The organism is Amycolatopsis sp. WAC 04169 (assembly GCF_003947535.1).
Taxonomy (GTDB): Bacteria; Actinomycetota; Actinomycetes; order Mycobacteriales; family Pseudonocardiaceae; genus Amycolatopsis; species Amycolatopsis keratiniphila.
Window position 1 is genome coordinate 616,827 of record NZ_QHJI01000004.1, and the last position, 17,500, is coordinate 634,326.

Sequence of the window (17,500 nt, forward strand, 5' to 3'; positions counted from 1 at the left end):
TCCGTTCCTTGCAAATTTTGCAAGGAACGGACCTTTCATTGCGCGCGTAAGGGGCCAGGTCAGCCGCGCAGCATCTCCGCGACCAGGAACGCCAGCTCCAGCGACTGCTGCGTGTTCAGCCGCGGGTCGCACGCGGTCTCGTACCGGCCCGAGAGGTCCAGATCCGAGATCTCCTGCGCGCCGCCGAGGCATTCGGTGACGTCCTCGCCGGTCAGCTCGACGTGGATGCCGCCGGGGTAGGTGCCGAGCTTGCGGTGCACCTCGAAGAAGCCCTGCACCTCGTCCACGATCCGGTCGAAGTGCCGGGTCTTGTAACCCGTCGAAGACTCGTGCGTGTTGCCGTGCATCGGGTCGCACTGCCAGATGACCTTGTGCCCGGACGCCTCGACCTTCTCGACGATCGCGGGCAGCACCTCGCGCACCTTGCCGTTGCCCATCCGGGCGATCAGCGTCAGGCGGCCGGGCTCGTTGCGCGGGTCGAGCCGCCGGACGTACTCGACGGCCTGCTCGGGCGTGGTCGTCGGGCCGATCTTGAGCCCGATCGGGTTGGCCAGCAGCTCGGCGAAGGCGATGTGCGCGCCGTCGAGCTGCCGCGTCCGCTCGCCCACCCACAGGAAGTGCGAGGACAGGTTGTACAGCTTGGGGTTCGCCGCGTCCGCGCGGTCCATCCGCAGCATGGAGCGCTCGTAGTCCAGCAGCAGCGCCTCGTGGCTGGCGAAGATCTCGGTGGACTGGAGCGAGGTGTCGGTGACGCCGCAGGCCGACATGAACCGCAGGCCGCGGTCGATCTCCGAGGCCAGCGCCTCGTAGCGCTCGCTGGCGGGCGAGGACTTCACGAAGTCCTTGTTCCAGTCGTGCACCTGGTGCAGGTCCGCCATGCCGGCGCCGGTGAGCGCGCGGACGAGGTTCATCGCGGCGCCCGCGTTCGCGTAGGCGCGGATCATCCGGCCGGGGTCCGGCACGCGCAGTTCGGGCTTGGCGACGAGCGAGTTGATGATGTCGCCGCGGTAGACCGGCAGGCCGAGGGCGTCGGTGGAGGCCGAACGCGGCTTCGCGTACTGGCCCGCGATCCGGCCGACCTTCACCACCGGCAGGCTCGCGCCGTAGGTGAGGACGACGGCCATCTGCAGCAGGGTGCGCAGGTTGGCGCGGATATGCGGCTCGGTGTTCGATTCGAACGTCTCCGCGCAGTCGCCGCCCTGCAGCAGGAACGCCTCGCCGCGGGCGACCATGGCGAGCCGGTCCGAAAGGCGGTCGATCTCGGCGGGGACGGTGATCGGCGGCACGCTCTCCAGCACGCCGCGGACGCGCTTCGTCAGCTCGGCGTCCGGCCACTCGGGCTGCTGGGCGGCGGGCCGGGAAAGCGCGTCGTCGAGCCGGTCACGCAGGCCGGGCGGCAGGGGTGGCAGTTCGGGGAGCGTGTCGACGGGAACGTCCACTGTCCAGTTCACGGGCACCAGGATATGCCGGACCGAAAGCCGCCCGCCCACCGGGACGAAAGTCCCAGAACGTGGACGGGCGGCGGAGGAGATCAGGCGGCCTGGGCCTTGTTGTAGAGGTTCTGCGCGTCCGTCCCGAAGTACGGGCCGAACATGTAGCCGGGCAGGAAGTTGTAGCCGAAGCTGTTCACCGAGGCCTGGATGCCCGCACCGGTCGCCTCGCTGAAGTTGAGGAACCACGGGCCGCCGCTCGAACCACCGGTCATGTTGCAGTTCATCCCGTGGTCCTTGGTGAGCAGGAAGTCGGTGAAGGTGCTCCCGCTGCAGTAGATCAGCTTCGAGCCGTCGTACGGCGCCGCCGCCGGGTACCCGAACGTGTACATCGACTGGTTGCGCGCCTGGTTGAACGCGATCCCCTGCGCGCCGACGACGTCGGTCAGCTTCTGCCCGTTGAGCGGGTTCACCACGGCCGCGCCGATGTCGTAGTTCATGTCCTCGCTCGCTTCCCACTGCGGAGTGGTCAGCGTGCTCTTCGCGGCCCAGGTGCCGTAGGGCGTGTTGCCGTTGTTGTAGCCGGGCGCGAAGGTCCAGTTGGTGTGCCAGGCGCCCTGGTACTTCACGCAGTGCCCGGCGGTGATCACGACACTGCCGTTCGTGCTCGTGACCGCGTCACCGGAGCACGACGCGTTCCGCCCGCCCATGGTGAAGAACACCCGGCCCGCGGTCTGCACGACCTTGCCCGCGCCGGTCCACGCGCCCCCGCCGTTGGGGATGCTCTGGATGATCGTGCTCGTCCCCTTCGCGACATCCTTCGGGGTGAAGGCGGGCGCCTGGACCAGCTGTTCGATCGGCACCGCCGACCGCATCCGCTCCGGGGTCCAGTAGGCCGCGACCGCCTGTGCGTCGGCCGCTGCCTGATGCTGGACCGGCCCGGCGTGGGCGGGGTTCGCGACGGCCGTCAGCGCCGTCACCGCCAGCCCCACGAGTGCCGCCAGTATCCCCGCCCGGGAAGCCGTCCTCTTCATGGCGTACCACCTTTCGCCACCGGTGAATTGCCGTATGACTTGCACGACATTTCGAAAGTATTTGTCCTGCTACCAGGGGTACAAGCGGCCGTTCGGCCGCATCCGGGGTGGCGTATGGGCCGTTCGGTCTAGCGGCAGTGCGCGTCGGCCGCCGGGAGGGCACCGTCCCGCAGATACCGGATCACGAAGTCGTTGCCACAGGCGTTGCCCATGGTGAAGACACCGTGCCCGCCGGCGTCCACGGTGACGAACTTGGCCCGTCCACCCAACGCCGACCGCATCTCGCGGGCGCCGACAAGCGGGGTCGCCGGGTCGCGGAGGTTCTGCACCAGCAGGATGTTCGACGGTCCGCGGTCGTGGATCCGCACGGGTGGTTCGCGGCGCTCGACGGGCCAGAACGCGCACGGGGTGATGTTCGCGGCCGCGGGGCCGAACATCGGCTGCGTCACGCGGGCGCGCTCGACCGCTTTTTGGTAGTGGCGAACGCTTTCCGGCCAGTCGGAGTCGTTGCAGAGCACCTGGAGCTGGAGCGCGGCGTGATTGTCGGTGTCCGGCGGTCCGCCTTGTGCCTTCGCCGCCGGAGCGGCCCATCGCTCGGCGAGGCCGGGGAAGTTCGCGTCGTCGTACAGCGCTCCCCAGGTGTCGGTGCGGATTCCTGGGCGCTTTTCGGCCAGCTCGAAGAACTTCGCCGTCACCTCGGCCGGTGTCCGCCCGAGGTGGTAGACGTCGTCCCGCGCCGCCGCCCAGGCCGCGAAGTCGCCGAAGCGATCGTCGAAGCCGTCCGCGAAACGCTGATGTGCCTGGACATCCAGCCCGTTGGGACCGACCAGGCTGTCCAGCACGATCCGATCCGTGCGCGCGGGGAACATCGACGAATACGCGGCACCGAGGTAGCTCCCATACGAAACACCGTAGTACGAGATCTTCCGCTCCCCCAACGCCTCGCGGATCCGGTCCAGGTCGCGCGCGGTGTTGGCGGTGGTCATGTGCGGCAGGAGATCCGCGGTCTTCGACCCGGCGCATTGCCTCGCCACCGCGCGCGACTTCACCGCCTTCTCGGCGACGTCACGCGGGCCCTCCGCGTACGGGCCGACGAGGATGAACCGCTGTGCCTCGCTCAGGTCACAGGTCACCGGCGTGCTGTAGACGGTCCCGCGCGGATCGAAACCGATGACGTCGTAACTGTCGAGCAGGCCGGACCGCCCCTGTCGCTGCGCGAGTTGCGCGGGCATCGCGAGGCCGGGGCTCCCCGGGCCGCCCGGGTTCATCAGCAGCACGCCTCGCCGCTTCGGCGAATTGCTCGCCTTGCGGGAAATGGTGAGCTCGATGGTCCGGCCGCCAGGATCGGCGTAGTCCAGCGGCACCCGGAGTTTCGCGCATTCGAGGCCCTCGGTCGGTGAGGGAGTCATGCCGTAGTCCGGGCACGGCGACGTCCAGCGCAGCGCCGGAGCTGCTTCGGCGGTCGCCGGGACGGCTACGGCCAAGGGCAGGAAAGCCAGTATCGCCAACGTTTTTCTCATGCGGCGAGCTTGGCGCCGCCTGCCGCTCTACCGCGTCGGACCGGAGTCTGATCCGGGACCTCCGCCTTGGGTGGGGGCTCACCCTGCCGTTCGTCGACCCCGAGTGTCAGAAAAGGGTCGTTCAGGACGAAAAACGTCTTGAACGACCCTTTCCTGACATCTCCAGCAGGCTTAGACGACGGCGAGCGGCAACGCCGTCGGGTGCACCGGGGCGGGCAGGTCCGAAGCGCCGGTGAGGTACGCGTCGACGGCGCTCGCCACCGAACGTCCCTCGGCGATCGCCCACACCACCAGCGAGGCACCGCGGTGCGCGTCGCCGCAGACGAACACGCCGGGCGAGGAGGTCTGCCAATCCGCGCCGCACGAGAGCGTGCCCCGCTGGGTCAGCGAGAGACCGAGCCCGTCCAGCAGCGGCATGTGCTCGACACCCTCGAACCCGATCGCGAGCAGCACCAGGTCGGCGGGCAGTTCCTCGACCTCGTCGTTGACCGGGGTCACCATGCGCTTGCCGGTCTCGGGGTCCTTGACCACGCGGACCTGACGGAGCTCCACGGCGCGCACGTTGCCTTCGTCGTCACCGATGAACCGGGTGACCGCGACGGCGAACTTGCGCTCGCCCGCCTCTTCGTGCGCCGGGTAGGTGCGCAGGATGTACGGCCACGTCGGCCACGGCGAGCGTTCGTCGTCCCTTGTGGACGGCGGCGTCGGGTACTGGTCCAGCTGGGTCACCGAAAGCGCGCCCTGCCGGGTCGCGGTGCCGTAGGAGTCGGCCCCGGTGTCGCCGCCGCCGATGATGACGACGTGCTTGCCCGCCGCGTCGATCGCCGACGGGCCGTCGCCCTCGACGTACTTGTTGGCCGGGACCAGATGTTCCATCGCCAGGTGGATCCCGGCGAGCTCGCGGCCGGGCGTGGTCTTGTCGTCGCGGCCGCGCAGCGCGCCCACGGCGAGGATCACCGCGTCGTACTCCGCCCGCAGTTCCTCGACGGTCAGGTCGACGCCGACCTCGCAGCCGGTGACGAACTTCGTGCCCTCCTTGCGGAGCTGCGCGAGCCGCCGGTCGAGGACCTTCTTCTCCATCTTGAACTCGGGGATGCCGTACCGCAGCAGGCCGCCGAGCCGGTCGTCCCGCTCGAAGACGGTCACCTCGTGGCCGGCGCGGGTCAGCTGCTGCGCGGCGGCGAGCCCGGCCGGACCGGAGCCGACGACCGCGACCCGCTGCCCCGACGAAACCGCCGAGACCTGCGGCTGCACGTAACCGGCTTCCCAGGACTGGTCGGCGATCGTCTGCTCGACGCGCTTGATCGACACCGGACCGCCGGACAGCGGCGAGATCGACAGCACGCAGCCCGCCTCGCACGGCGCGGGGCACAGCTTCCCGGTGAATTCGGGGAAGTTGTTGGTCGCGTGCAGCCGGTCGCTCGCCGCGGCCCAGTCGCCGCGGCGCACCAGGTCGTTCCACTCCGGGATCAGGTTGCCCAGCGGGCAGCCGGAACCACCGGAGTGACAGAACGGGATGCCGCAGTCCATGCACCGGGAAGCCTGCTTGCGCACCTGTTCGTTGCGCTCGCCGGGATCCACGTCGGCGTAGACCTCGCCCCAGGTGGCGAGACGGTCCTCTTTGGACTTCTTCTTCGGCTCTTCACGGTCGTACTTCAGGAAACCCGTCGGATCAGCCACGAGCGGCCTCCATGATCGCTTCGTCGACGTCGCGGCCCGCGGCACGCGCCGCCTTCGCCGCGTCAAGGACACGCTGGTAGTCGCGGGGCATCACCTTGGTGAACGCCGCCGAGCGACGCGGCCAGTCGCCGAGCAGCGACGCGGCCACGGCCGAACGTGTGAGGTCGTAGTGTTTCTGCACGGTCTTCTTGAGCCAGGCGAGGTCCTCGGACGACGGCGTCTGGAGGTTCACCATCTCCTCGTTGACCTTGCCGCGGTCGAGGTCGAGCACGTAGGCCTCGCCGCCGGACATACCCGCCGCGAGGTTGCGCCCGGTCGGGCCGAGCACCACGGCCTGTCCGCCGGTCATGTACTCGAAGGCGTGGTCGCCGACGCCCTCAGCGACCACCACCGCACCGGAGTTGCGCACGCAGAACCGTTCGCCGACCTGGCCGCGCAGGAACATCTCGCCACCGGTGGCACCGTAGGCGAGCGTGTTCCCGGCGATGGTCTGGCCCTCCGCGGCGAACTTCGCGTCCGGATGCGGGCGCACGATGATCCGCCCGCCCGAAAGGCCCTTGCCGACGTAGTCGTTCGCGTCGCCGACCATGTCGAGCGTGATGCCGCGCGGCAGGAACGCCCCGAGCGACTGCCCGGCGGAACCGGTCAGCAGCACGTGGATCGTGTCCTCGGGCAGCCCCTCACCGCCGTAGCGACGGGTGATCTCGGAACCGAGCAGCGTGCCGACGGTCCGGTTCACGTTCCGCACCGGCAGCTCCAGCCGCACCGGATGCGCGTCCTCCAGCGCCGCCTCGGCGAGCTGGATCAGCGTCCGGTCGAGCGCGTGCTCCAGGCCGTGGTCCTGCGCCCGCGTGCGCCGCTTCGCCCCGCCGTACGGGGTTTCAGCCGGCATCTCGAAGATCGGCGCGAGGTCGAGACCGGATGCCTTCCAGTGCTCGATCGCCTCGTCGGTGTTCAGCACCTCGGCGTGCCCGATGGCCTCGTCGAGGGTGCGGAAACCGAGTGCCGCCAACGTTTCCCGGACCTCTTCGGCGACGAACCGGAAGTAGTTCACGACGTGGTCGGCCTGGCCGGTGTACCGCTTGCGCAGATCCGGGCTCTGGGTCGCGACGCCGACCGGGCAGGTGTCGAGGTGGCAGACGCGCATCATGACGCAGCCTTCGACGATCAGCGGCGCCGTCGCGAAACCGTACTCCTCCGCGCCGAGCAGCGCGGCGATGACGACGTCCTTGCCGGTCTTCATCGCGCCGTCGACCTGCACGGTGATCCGGTCGCGCAAACCGTTGAGCAGCAACGTCTGCTGGGTCTCGGCGAGGCCGATCTCCCACGGTGTCCCCGCGTGCTTGAGCGAGTTCATCGGGGAGGCGCCGGTGCCGCCGTCGTGGCCGGAGATCAGCACGACGTCCGCGTGCGCCTTGGACACGCCCGCCGCGACCGTGCCGACGCCGAGCGAGGACACCAGCTTCACGTGGATGCGGGCCTTCTCGTTGGCGTTCTTGAGGTCGTGGATCAGCTGCGCCAGATCCTCGATCGAGTAGATGTCGTGGTGCGGGGGCGGCGAGATCAGCCCGACGCCCGGCGTCGAGTGCCGCGTGCGCGCGATCCACGGGTAGACCTTGTTCGGCGGCAGCTGCCCGCCTTCACCCGGCTTCGCGCCCTGCGCCATCTTGATCTGGATGTCGTCGGCGTTGACGAGGTATTCGCTCGTGACGCCGAACCGGCCGCTCGCGACCTGCTTGATCGCGCTGCGCCGTGCCGGGTCGTAGAGCCGCTCGGGGTCTTCCCCGCCCTCACCGGTGTTCGACCGGCCGCCGATGCGGTTCATCGCGATGGCGAGCGTTTCGTGTGCCTCGGCCGAAATCGAGCCGTAGGACATCGCGCCGGTGTTGAAGCGCTTGAAAATCGCCTCGACGGGCTCGACCTCGTCCAGCGGTACGGGTTCACGAACGCCCTCGCGGAAGGAGAACAGCCCGCGCAGCGCGCCGCCCTGGCGGTACAGGCGGTGCACCTCGTCGGAGTACTTCTTGTAGACCTCTTCCCGGCCGGTCTTCGTCGCGTGCTGCAACAGGAAGACGGTCTCGGGGGTGAACAGGTGCAGTTCGCCCTCGCGGCGGTACGCGTACTCGCCGCCGGTCTCGAGTCCACGGTGGACGCGATCGGTCGGGTTGTCCGGGTACGCCCGGCGGTGACGCGTGGCGACCTCTTCGGCGAGCACGGTCAGCCCGACCCCGCCGAGCTTCGACGACGTCCCGGTGAAGTACTCGTCGAGCAGATCCTGGGCCAGGCCGAAGGATTCGAAGACCTGCGCCGCGGTGTACGCGCCGACGGTCGAGATGCCCATCTTCGACATGATCTTCAGGACGCCCTTCACGAGCGCCTTGACGTAGTTGCGGACCGCCGTGGCGGGCTCGATCCCGGTGACCGCACCGGTCGAGATCATGTCCTCGATGGTCTCGAAGGCCAGGTACGGGTTCACCGCCGCGGCGCCGTAGCCGAGCAGCAGCGCGACGTGGTGGACCTCGCGCGCGTCACCGGTCTCTACGACCAGCGCGACACGGAGCCGCTCCTTGGTGCGCACCAGATGGTGGTGCACCGCGGACACGAGCAGCAGCGACGGGATCGGCGCCATGCGGTGGTCGGAGTCGCGATCGGACAGCACGAGCGTGCGCGCGCCGGCCGCGATCGCTTCGGAGGCCTCGCGCCGGACCCGCTCGATCGCGGACGCCAGCGCCTCGGCGCCACCGTCCACTTCGTACAGTCCGGAAAGGACACTGCACGCGAAGCCGGGAAGGTCGCCGTCGTCGTTGATGTGGATCAGCTTGGCGAGCTCGTCGTTGTCGATCACCGGATACGGCAGCTGCACGTGACGGCAGGAGGCCGGGCCGGGGGCGAGCAGGTTGCGCTCGGGGCCCATGATCCGGCTCATCGAGGTGACGAGCTCTTCGCGGATCGCGTCCAGCGGCGGGTTGGTGACCTGCGCGAAGTTCTGCTTGAAGTAGTCGTAAAGCAGCCGCGAACGCTGCGACAGCACCGCGGGCGGGGTGTCGGAACCCATCGAACCGATCGGCTCGGCCGCCTTGACCGCCATCGGCGCGAGGAGGATCTTCAGCTCTTCTTCGGTGTAGCCGAAGGAAAGCTGGCGCCGCAGCACGGAATCGTGGCTCTGCACGATGTGGTCGCGGTCCGGCAGGTCGGCGATCTGCAGGAGACCGGCGTGCAGCCAGCCCTCGTACGGGAGTTCCTTGGCCAGCGCAGACTTGACCTCTTCGTCGTCGACGATCCGGCCCGCCTCGGTGTCCACCAGGAACATGCGGCCGGGCTTGAGGCGGCCCTTGGCCACGACGTCCGCGGGGGCGACGTCGAGGACGCCCGCCTCGCTGGCCAGCACGACGCGGTCGTCCGCGGTGCGCCACCATCGGGCGGGCCGCAGGCCGTTGCGGTCGAGCACCGCGCCGACGAGCGTGCCGTCGGTGAAGGTGACGCAGGCCGGGCCGTCCCACGGCTCCATGAGGCTGGCGTGGAACTGGTAGAACGCACGGCGCTGTGCGTTCATCCCGGTGTGGTTCTCCCACGCTTCGGGGATCATCATCAGCACCGCGTGCGGGAGCGACCGCCCGCCGAGGTGCAGCAGCTCCAGCACCTCGTCGAAGGAGGCGGAGTCCGACGCGTCGGCCGAGCAGATCGGGTACAGCCGGGTGAGGTCGCCGGGGATGAGGTCCGATTCGAGCAGCGCCTCACGGGCGCGCATGCGGTTGCGGTTGCCCCGGATGGTGTTGATCTCGCCGTTGTGCGCGACGAACCGGAACGGATGCGCCAGCGGCCACGACGGGAAGGTGTTGGTGGAGAACCGGGAGTGCACGAGCGCGATGGCGCTGGTGAGCCTGGTGTCGGTCAGATCGGCGAAGAAGAGCGGGAGCTGCTCGGGGGTCAGCATTCCCTTGTAGACGATGGTCCGCGAGGACAGCGACGGGAAGTAGGTGCCGCAGCCCGCGGTCACGCTCTCGTTCTCGACGCGCTTGCGGAGACAGAAGGCGAGGCGGTCCAGTTCGAGCCCGGACGGACATCGCCCGTCGGCCTCGGCGCCCGCGACGAACAGCATCGCGAAATGCGGCATGACCGAACGCGCCGTCGGGCCGATGTCGGCGCGGTCGGCGTCGACCGGTACCTCACGCCAGCCGAGGACGTCGAGGCCCTCTTCGCCGGCGATCCGCTCGATCAGGGCGATGGCCTTGTTCCGCTCCTCGACGTCCGAGGGCAGGAAACCGATCCCGGTCGCGTAGGTGTGGTGACCGTCCGCGTCCGCCTCGGGCAGGGGGAAGTCCACCTCCGCCCGCAGCAGCTCGTCCGGGAGCTGCAGCAGGATGCCCGCACCGTCGCCGCTGGTCGGCTCCGCGCCGGCGGCCCCTCGGTGGTCGAGGTTCGTCAGCGCGGACAGGCCGTCGGTGACGATGCCGTGCGAGCGCCGCCCGCGGACGTCGGCCACCATGGCCACCCCGCAGGAGTCCTGTTCGGATTCGGGATCGTAGAGACCCTGTTTGCCTGGAATGGCGGAGAAGATCATGAAGGGACCTCCTTCGTCGTCTGTGCTCAGCGGCCGGGCGGACCGGCCGGGGGATGCGCACGGGACGACGATGGCCCGTTCGTTAGCGCGACTTTAACACCTGTGAAACACGTAGGCATCAGTTCGGCGGGCGCGAAAGCCCGCCGATGGGTAACGATCTGGACGCCCGGAACGACACAGTTCCTGATGAGGTCACAGTAGTTCGTTCCGCTAAGTATATGTCCTGTTCCGGGATGTCACGAGAAGCGGTGAGGCGACCCTAGTCACTCCCGGCGCCCGGCGCGAGCCCAGGACACCGGAAATAGAACGTGTTACAGTTTCGGCCATGATCCTGGACCGTTTCCGGCTCACCGACCAGGTCGCCGTGGTCACCGGCGCCGGACGCGGGATCGGCGCGGCGACCGCCGTGGCGCTCGCCGAGGCCGGCGCCGACGTGGTGATCTCCTCCCGCACCGAAACCCAGCTCGAAGACGTAGCCGCCCTCGTCGCCGCCACCGGCAGGCGCGCCCACGTGGTGCCCGCCGACCTGAGCGACCCGGCCGCCGCCGGCGAGCTGGCGCGTATCGCGAAGGCGGAGTTCGGGCGACTGGATCTCGTGGTCAACAACGTCGGCGGCACGTATCCACGGCCGCTGCTGGAAACCACCGCGGACTTCCTCGAAGAAGCCTTTCGCTTCAACGTCTCCACCGCGCACGCGCTGACCGTCGCGGCGGCACCGTCCTTACTGGAGTCGGGCGGCTCGGTCGTCAACATCTCGTCGGTCATGGGCCGCGTGACCGGCCGTGGTTTCGCCGCGTACGGCACGGCGAAGGCCGCGCTGGCGCACTACACCCGGCTCGCCGCGGCCGACCTCGCGCCGAAGGTGCGGGTGAACGCGATCTCGGTCGGCTCGGTGGCGACCTCCGCGCTCGAAGTGGTGGTGGGCAACGACGAACTGCGCGGCCGGATGGAGGCCGCCACTCCCCTGCGCCGGATCGGCGAGGCCGAGGACATCGCGGCCACCGTCGTGTTCCTGGCGTCGGGCGCGGGCCGATACGTCACCGGCAAGATCATCGAAGTCGACGGTGGATTGCAGGCCCCGAACCTTGAGCTTGGCCTGCCCGATCTTTAGGAGGCGAACGCCTTGCGCGTGGTCCAGTGGAGTACCGGGAACGTCGGCCGCCACGCGCTGGCCGGGGTAGCCGCAAGGCCCGATCTCGAACTCGCCGGGGTCTGGGTTTCCAGCGAGGCCAAGGCGGGCGTGGACGCCGGGGAACTGGCGGGACTCGGGCGCCCGCTCGGTGTCGCGGCCACCACCGACGCGGACGCGCTCATCGCGCTGAAGCCGGATTGCGTGCTCTACACGGCGATGGCCGACGACAGGCTCGTTGAGGCCGTCGAGGACCTGAAACGCTTTCTGCGCGCGGGGATCAACGTCGTGTCCAGCAGCCCGGTGTTCCTCCAGTACCCCGAAGGTGTCGTGCCGCCGGAGATGATCGAGCCGATCCGCGAGGCGGCCCGCGAAGGCGGCGCTTCGCTGTGGGTCAACGGTGTCGACCCCGGCTTCGCCAACGACTGGCTGCCGCTGGTGCTCACCGGCGTGTGCGAACGGATCGACGAGGTGCGCTGCCTGGAGATCCTCGACTATTCGACGTACAACCAGGCCAAAGTACTTTTCGACATCATGGGCTTCGGCCGCGAGATGGACGACCTGCCGCTGCTGCTCCAGCCCGGTGTGCTGTCGCTGGCCTGGGGCAGCGTCGTGCGCCAGCTCGCGGCCGGGCTGGACGTCGAGCTCGACGCCGTCGAGGAGGTCTACGAGCGGCTCCCGGCACCTGAGACGTTCGAGATCGCCTCGGGAACCATCAAGGCGGGCACGGCGGCGGCGCTGCGGTTCGAGGTGCGCGGAATGCGCGGCGGGCGGCCGGTGTGCGTGCTGGAGCACATCACGCGGCTGCGCGGCGACCTCGGGCCGGACTGGCCGCAGCCGACCGGGCAGGGCTGCTACCGCGTCCAGGTGACCGGGGAGCCTCGGTATGAACTGGACCTGCGGTTGGTCGGGACCGACGGCGACCACAACACGGCCGGGCTGAAGGCGACCGCGATGCGGCTGGTGAACGCGATCCCGGCGGTGGTGGCGGCTCCGCCCGGGCTGCTGACGGCGCTGGACCTGCCTTTGGTGACTGGCCGGGGCCTGGTGACTCCCTGAGGAGCGGGACGGACGACACGGGCCGCGGCCAGGTCCTCTCGCGCGCCGTCCACCTGATCACGCGTGTCGTCCGTCTGGACACATGTGTCGTCCGTCTGATCACGCGACTCACCGCGGGCGGCGAGTGCCGGATGCCATGAAAGGTCCTTTCCTTGCAAATTTCGCAAGGAAAGGACCTTTCATGGCACTCGCGACGGAGAGCGGAGTGCTACTTCTCGGCGTCCGGCTTCGGGTCCTCGGTCGCCTTGTCGGCGGCGGAGTCCCGGACGGTGTCCGGAGCCGCGGCGACCTCCGCGTGCGACTCGCCGGAGTCGGCCGAAGCGGAGGCCGAAGCGGAGGCGGAGTCGGAGTCCTCGCGCGGCACGTCCTTGCTCCACAGCGTTTCCGGCGCTTCCCTCGGCCCCCGTTTGGCGGCGAGGACGAAGTACGCGATCGCCGCGGCGAACAGCAGGATCGAGGTCCACACGTTGACCCGCAGGCCGAGGATGTGGTTCGCGGTGTCGGTCCGCATCATCTCGATCCAGAACCGGCCCGCGGTGTACCCGGCGACGTACAGCGCGAACACGCGGCCGTGGCCGAGGCGGAACTTCTTGTCCGCCCAGATGACCAGCAGCGCGACACCGAGGTTCCAGAGCAGCTCGTAGAGGAACGTCGGGTGCACCGGGCTGTCCGGCAGCGGGACGTGCCCGATCGCGACGCCGTTCAGGAAGTCGTCCGGGTTGGTCGGGTTGTAGCGCTGGTAGATCTCCAGGCCCCACGGCAGATCGGTGTGCGCGCCGTAGAGCTCCTGGTTGAAGTAGTTGCCGAGCCGCCCGATCGCCTGCGCGATCACGATCCCCGGCGCGAGCGCGGCCGCCATCGCGGGCAGCGGGATGCCCCGGCGGCGGCAGGCGATCAGCGCGCCGACGGCGCCGAGCGCGATGGCGCCCCAGATCCCGAGGCCGCCGTCCCAGATCTTCAGCGCGTTGAGCGGGTTCTTGCCCTCGCCGAAGTACAGCTGGTTGTCGGTGATGACGTGGTACAACCGGCCGCCGACCAGGCCGAACGGCACCGCGAAGACGGCGACGTCGATGACGGTGCCCTTCGTGCCGCCGCGGTTCACCCAGCGTCGCTCGCCCAGCCAGATCGCCACGATGATGCCGGCGATGATGCAGAGCGCGTAGGCCCGGATCGGGATCGGCCCGATATGCCAGACGCCCTGGTCGGGGCTGGGGATGGTCGCGAGGAACGCTGCCGAGGCGGTATTCACGTCGGCCACCGTAGCGCTTCATCGGCTTCTTGGGGGCGTCAGCCCTCGACGGCGGCCAAATAGCCCGCGATCAGCGCCGAAGCGACCTGCCCGACGGCGGCGTCGGGCGGCAGGAACACCTCATCGTGCAGGCTCGGCGCGCCCGCGGTGTCGCCGAGGCCGACGAACATCATCAGCCCGCGCGTCATCCCGCAGTAGTGCGCGAAGTCGTCGGCGCCGAACGACCGGAATTCGGTGTCCACGGCCACCCCGGTCCGGACGAGCCGCCGGTGCGCGCGCTGGGTGAGCCCGGCGTCGTTGTGCAGCACCGGTTCGCACGGGCTGATCTCCAGTTCCGCCCGGCAGCCGTGCGCCTTCGCGGTTCCGTGGACGACCTCGGCGAGCCCCTCCAGCGCGAGGTCGCGGTCTTCGGCACGCATCAGCCGCAGCGAGCCCGACAGACGGGCCTCGTTCGGCACGACGTTCGCCGTGGTCCCGGCTTCGATCCGGCCGACCGAGCAGACCGCGCCGAACACCGGGTCGACCCGGCGGCTCGCGAGCTGCTGCAGGCTCACCACGATCTGGCTGAGCGCGAGGATCGGGTCCCGCAGCAGATGCGGGTACCCGGCGTGCCCGCCCTGGCCGCGGACGACGACGTCGAACTCGTCGGTGGAGGCGTTGACCGGTCCCGGCACCGCCGACACCACGCCCGCCGCGAGCCGGGGCTGGACGTGCGCGCCGATCACGGACTCGACGCCGTACTCGGTGAGCACGCCCGACTCGACGATGTCCAGCGCGCCGGACGGCGACGTCTCCTCACGCGGCTGCAGGAGCGCGACGAGCGGCCGCGGCACCCCGACGACGGCGGCCGCGCGGCAGGTGGCGACGAGCGCGGCCATGTGCACGTCGTGTCCGCACGCGTGCATCAGCGGCGTCTCCGAGGCCCACGGCATCCCGGTGCGCTCGGTGACCGGCAGCGCGTCCAGTTCGGTGCGCAGCGCCACGGCCGGCCCCGGCCGGCTCCCGGGGAGCAGCACGGCGCGCCCGGTCTTCGCGACCCGGACCCCGTCGTCTATGCCCAGCGCCTCGACGACGACGCGCGCGGTGTCCTCCTCGTCCCCCGACGCCCGGGGGTCGGCGTGCACCCGGTGCCGCAGTTCGATCGCGGACGGCAGCTCCGCTTCGACCGCGGCCTCCCACCGGTCGTGCAGTTCGTCCAGCTCCGTCATGTCCCCTCCAGCCCGTACACCCGTTCGGCGTTGCGGTGCCCCACCAGCGCCGCTATCCGATGCGCGTCCACTTCGGACAGTACGTCCGAAGTGAGCCCCGCGTACAGGAAGTCGGACAGTCCTTGCCGGAACAGCGCGGTACCGAGGTGGTACAGCTCGGCCAGCCCGAACGCGTCCGTGGAGAACAGCAGCTTCCCGAACGGCACGATCTCCATTGTCTCCGCGATGATCGCGGGCGCACGATGACCGGCGTTGTGCGTCGCGAGTCCCACGTCGACGAACACGTGCTCGAACACCTGCGCCAGATACGCGGCGTTCCGGTGGAAGGGATAGTTGTGCAGCAGCATGATCGGCACCCCGTGTGACCGGGTGGCCCGCAGCAGCGCGGTGAGCAGCAGCGGATCGCAGCGGTGCAGGTCGACGTCCGAATCGCCGAACCCGACGTGGAACTGGATCGGCAACGCCAGGTCGATCCCGGTCCAGATCAGGAACCGGTGCAGCACCTCGTCCGCGAGCCGGACCGGTTCGCCCGCCTCGATCCGCGCGAGCCAGCGGCCCGCCGCTTCGGTGACTTCGGCGTCCGCCGGCCGCTCCCCCGCCAGGTCGAGGCCGACCCGGTAGGCGGCGATGGACTTGAACCCGACGGCCGTCGTGGCGCGTTTCGCCAGTTCGCCGGTGAAGGCTTCGGCGAATCCGGCGGCGCCGGTCGCTCCGATCACCGTTTCGGCGACCTGTTCGAGCCGGACGATGTCCCGCGCGCGGGCACCGGACAGGGCCGCGAACTGCTCCGTCGTGGTCAGCGTGTCAGGCAGGAAACCGCCGTCGAGCAGGAACTCGGTCGTGCCGGTGGCGCGCAGGAACCGCGCGTTGACCTCCGTGGCGCCCAGTTCGGCGCGGCGGGCCAGATAGACCTCGGCCGGCACGTGCGGCGGCAGGTCGAGCACGGGAGCGCAGCGGGCCCGCACGGCGAGCCCGATCAGCGAATCGAACAGGGTCGTGCCCAGTGACGAGACGGTGTCGGCCTCGGTGAGCAGCTGTTCGAACTCGATCCGGCCGAGGTCGCCGGTGACGACGCCGTGGCAGTGGTGGTCCACCAGCCGCGTGCGGGCCACGAACGGCAGGATCGGGGTTCCCGGCATGAGCGCGTCCCTTCTCGTGATCGACGAGTGCGGCCTCACCCTATGGCCGGATCCGGGCGTGGCAAGGGGCTGGAGAACAGGCCAGGATGAGGAACCATGGTGAACCGGGAAGCACTGACGGCCCGCGCGACCGCCCTCACCGGGGAACTCCGGGCACGGGGTGTCGAGCTCGTGGCGCTGACCTTCGTGGACAACGCCGGGATCGCCCGGGTCAAGGCGGTGCCGCTGCGGAAGCTGCCGTCGGCGGCCGCGTGGGGTGTCGGCGCTTCGAATTCCTTCGATTTCTTCGGCTTCGACGACGTCATCACCGGCGGTGAGCATTCCCTCGGACCGGTCGGCGACCTGCGGCTGCATCCGGATCTCGACGCGCTGACCGTGCTCGCCGGGCAGCCCGGCTGGGCTTGGGCGCCGGTGACGAAACTCGACCAGGAGGGCGAGCCGCATCCGCTGGATCCGCGGGCACTGCTCGCGACCGCGGTGGACCGGCTCGCCGCACGCGGTCAGCGGGCGCGGATGAGTTTCGAAATCGAATGGGTGATCACCAGCGCCGACTCCCCCGACGACGCGAAGTCGGCCACGGCGGGCCCGGCCTACGGTTACGCGAGGCTTTCCGAGCGCGCGGACTATCTTCGCGCCCTCGTGTCCACTTTGGACCAACAGGGCGTCGGGGTGGAGCAGATCCATCCCGAATACGCCGACGGCCAGTTCGAGCTGTCCGTCGCCGCGGCCGATCCGGTGCGGGCGGCCGACGTCGCCGTGCTGACGAAGGAGACGATCCGCGCACTCAGCCACCGGCACGGGCTCAAGGCGTCCTTCACCCCGAAGTTCGCGCCCGCCGGCGTGGGCAACGGCGGGCATGTGCACCTGAGTGTCTGGGACGGTGCACGGAACCTTTTCTCCGGCGGGGAAAGGGTTTTCGGGCTGACACCGGTCGCCGAGTCGTTCAGCGCGGGCATCCTGGAGCGGCTGCCCGCGCTGCTCGCGATCGGGGCTCCGTCGGTGGTCAGCTACCTGCGGCTGGAGCCGCATCATTGGGCGGGGGTGTACCCCGCGTGGGGGCTGGAGAACCGGGAGACGCCGCTGCGGCTGGTGCGCGGCGTCGCCGGGAACCGTGAGACGGCGGCGAATCTCGAGGTCAAATGCTTCGACCTGACCGCGAATCCGTATCTGGTGGCGGCCGCGCTGCTGTTCGCCGGGATGGCCGGTGTCGACGAGGACGCGTCACTGCCGGAGCCACTCGACGTCGATCCCGGAACCCTGACCGATGAGGAACGCGCCGCCCGCGGGGTCGAGCGCCTGCCTCAGCGGCTGGAGGAGGCCGTCGCCGCGTTCGAGGCGGACAAGGACCTGGCGGCCGCGTTCGGCGCTCCGCTGGCGACGACGATCGTGGACGTGCGACGGGCGGAGATCGAGCGGTTCGCGGACGCGAGCCCGGAGGAGATCACCGAAGCGCAGCGGTGGCGGCACTGAGGCAGGTCACCGGAACAGCTC

General features: G+C 69.8%; 11 protein-coding genes. 3 read left to right on the top strand and 8 right to left on the bottom strand.

Annotated features, from left to right (window positions below; all coding sequences use genetic code 11):
* Window positions 1-59 precede the first annotated feature (59 nt).
* The 5 genes from DMC61_RS11905 to gltB form a co-directional block, all read right to left on the bottom strand.
* A complete protein-coding gene (locus tag DMC61_RS11905; RefSeq protein WP_072030789.1) occupies window positions 60-1,451 on the bottom strand; it encodes a class II 3-deoxy-7-phosphoheptulonate synthase in 1,392 nt (463 codons plus the stop codon).
* An 80-nt stretch (window positions 1,452-1,531) separates the two neighbouring features.
* Window positions 1,532-2,464 carry a serine protease gene (locus DMC61_RS11910; RefSeq protein ID WP_125689226.1) on the bottom strand — a complete coding sequence of 311 codons (933 nt, stop codon included), beginning with the start codon at window positions 2,462-2,464 and terminating at the stop codon, window positions 1,532-1,534.
* A gap of 128 nt (window positions 2,465-2,592) precedes the next feature.
* Window positions 2,593-3,984, bottom strand: coding sequence for an alpha/beta hydrolase (locus tag DMC61_RS11915; protein ID WP_125689228.1), 1,392 nt, complete (start codon window positions 3,982-3,984; stop codon window positions 2,593-2,595).
* Window positions 3,985-4,155: 171 nt separating this feature from the next.
* Complete coding sequence (locus DMC61_RS11920; RefSeq protein ID WP_125689230.1) at window positions 4,156-5,664, bottom strand: glutamate synthase subunit beta; 1,509 nt, start codon at window positions 5,662-5,664, stop codon at window positions 4,156-4,158.
* Window positions 5,657-10,225, bottom strand: a complete 4,569-nt coding sequence (gltB, locus tag DMC61_RS11925; protein ID WP_125689232.1) for a glutamate synthase large subunit — start codon at window positions 10,223-10,225, stop codon at window positions 5,657-5,659. Before gltB ends, DMC61_RS11920 begins: the two co-directional genes overlap by 8 nt.
* A gap of 325 nt (window positions 10,226-10,550) precedes the next feature.
* On the opposite strand from gltB, the gene DMC61_RS11930 reads away from it, so the two are divergent.
* Together DMC61_RS11930 and DMC61_RS11935 are read left to right on the top strand one after the other, a co-directional pair.
* Window positions 10,551-11,336, top strand: coding sequence for an SDR family oxidoreductase (locus DMC61_RS11930; protein WP_125689234.1), 786 nt, complete (start codon window positions 10,551-10,553; stop codon window positions 11,334-11,336).
* A 12-nt stretch (window positions 11,337-11,348) separates the two neighbouring features.
* Window positions 11,349-12,413, top strand: a complete 1,065-nt coding sequence (locus tag DMC61_RS11935; protein ID WP_125689236.1) for a diacylglycerol kinase — start codon at window positions 11,349-11,351, stop codon at window positions 12,411-12,413.
* 208 nt (window positions 12,414-12,621) lie between these two features.
* Here DMC61_RS11935 and lgt read toward each other — a convergent pair whose 3' ends face one another.
* The 3 genes from lgt to DMC61_RS11950 are packed head-to-tail and all read right to left on the bottom strand — an operon-like array spanning window position 12,622 to window position 16,009.
* Window positions 12,622-13,671, bottom strand: coding sequence for a prolipoprotein diacylglyceryl transferase (gene lgt, locus DMC61_RS11940; protein WP_199749961.1), 1,050 nt, complete (start codon window positions 13,669-13,671; stop codon window positions 12,622-12,624).
* A gap of 29 nt (window positions 13,672-13,700) precedes the next feature.
* On the bottom strand, window positions 13,701-14,870 hold the full coding sequence (locus DMC61_RS11945) for a M20 family metallopeptidase (protein WP_199749962.1): 1,170 nt from the start codon (window positions 14,868-14,870) through the stop codon (window positions 13,701-13,703).
* Complete coding sequence (locus DMC61_RS11950; protein WP_125689240.1) at window positions 14,867-16,009, bottom strand: amidohydrolase family protein; 1,143 nt, start codon at window positions 16,007-16,009, stop codon at window positions 14,867-14,869. Before DMC61_RS11950 ends, DMC61_RS11945 begins: the two co-directional genes overlap by 4 nt.
* Before the next feature lie 96 nt (window positions 16,010-16,105).
* Here DMC61_RS11950 and DMC61_RS11955 point away from each other — a divergent pair, with 96 nt between their 5' ends.
* A complete protein-coding gene (locus DMC61_RS11955) occupies window positions 16,106-17,479 on the top strand; it encodes a glutamine synthetase family protein (protein ID WP_125689242.1) in 1,374 nt (457 codons plus the stop codon).
* Window positions 17,480-17,500: the final 21 nt, after the last annotated feature.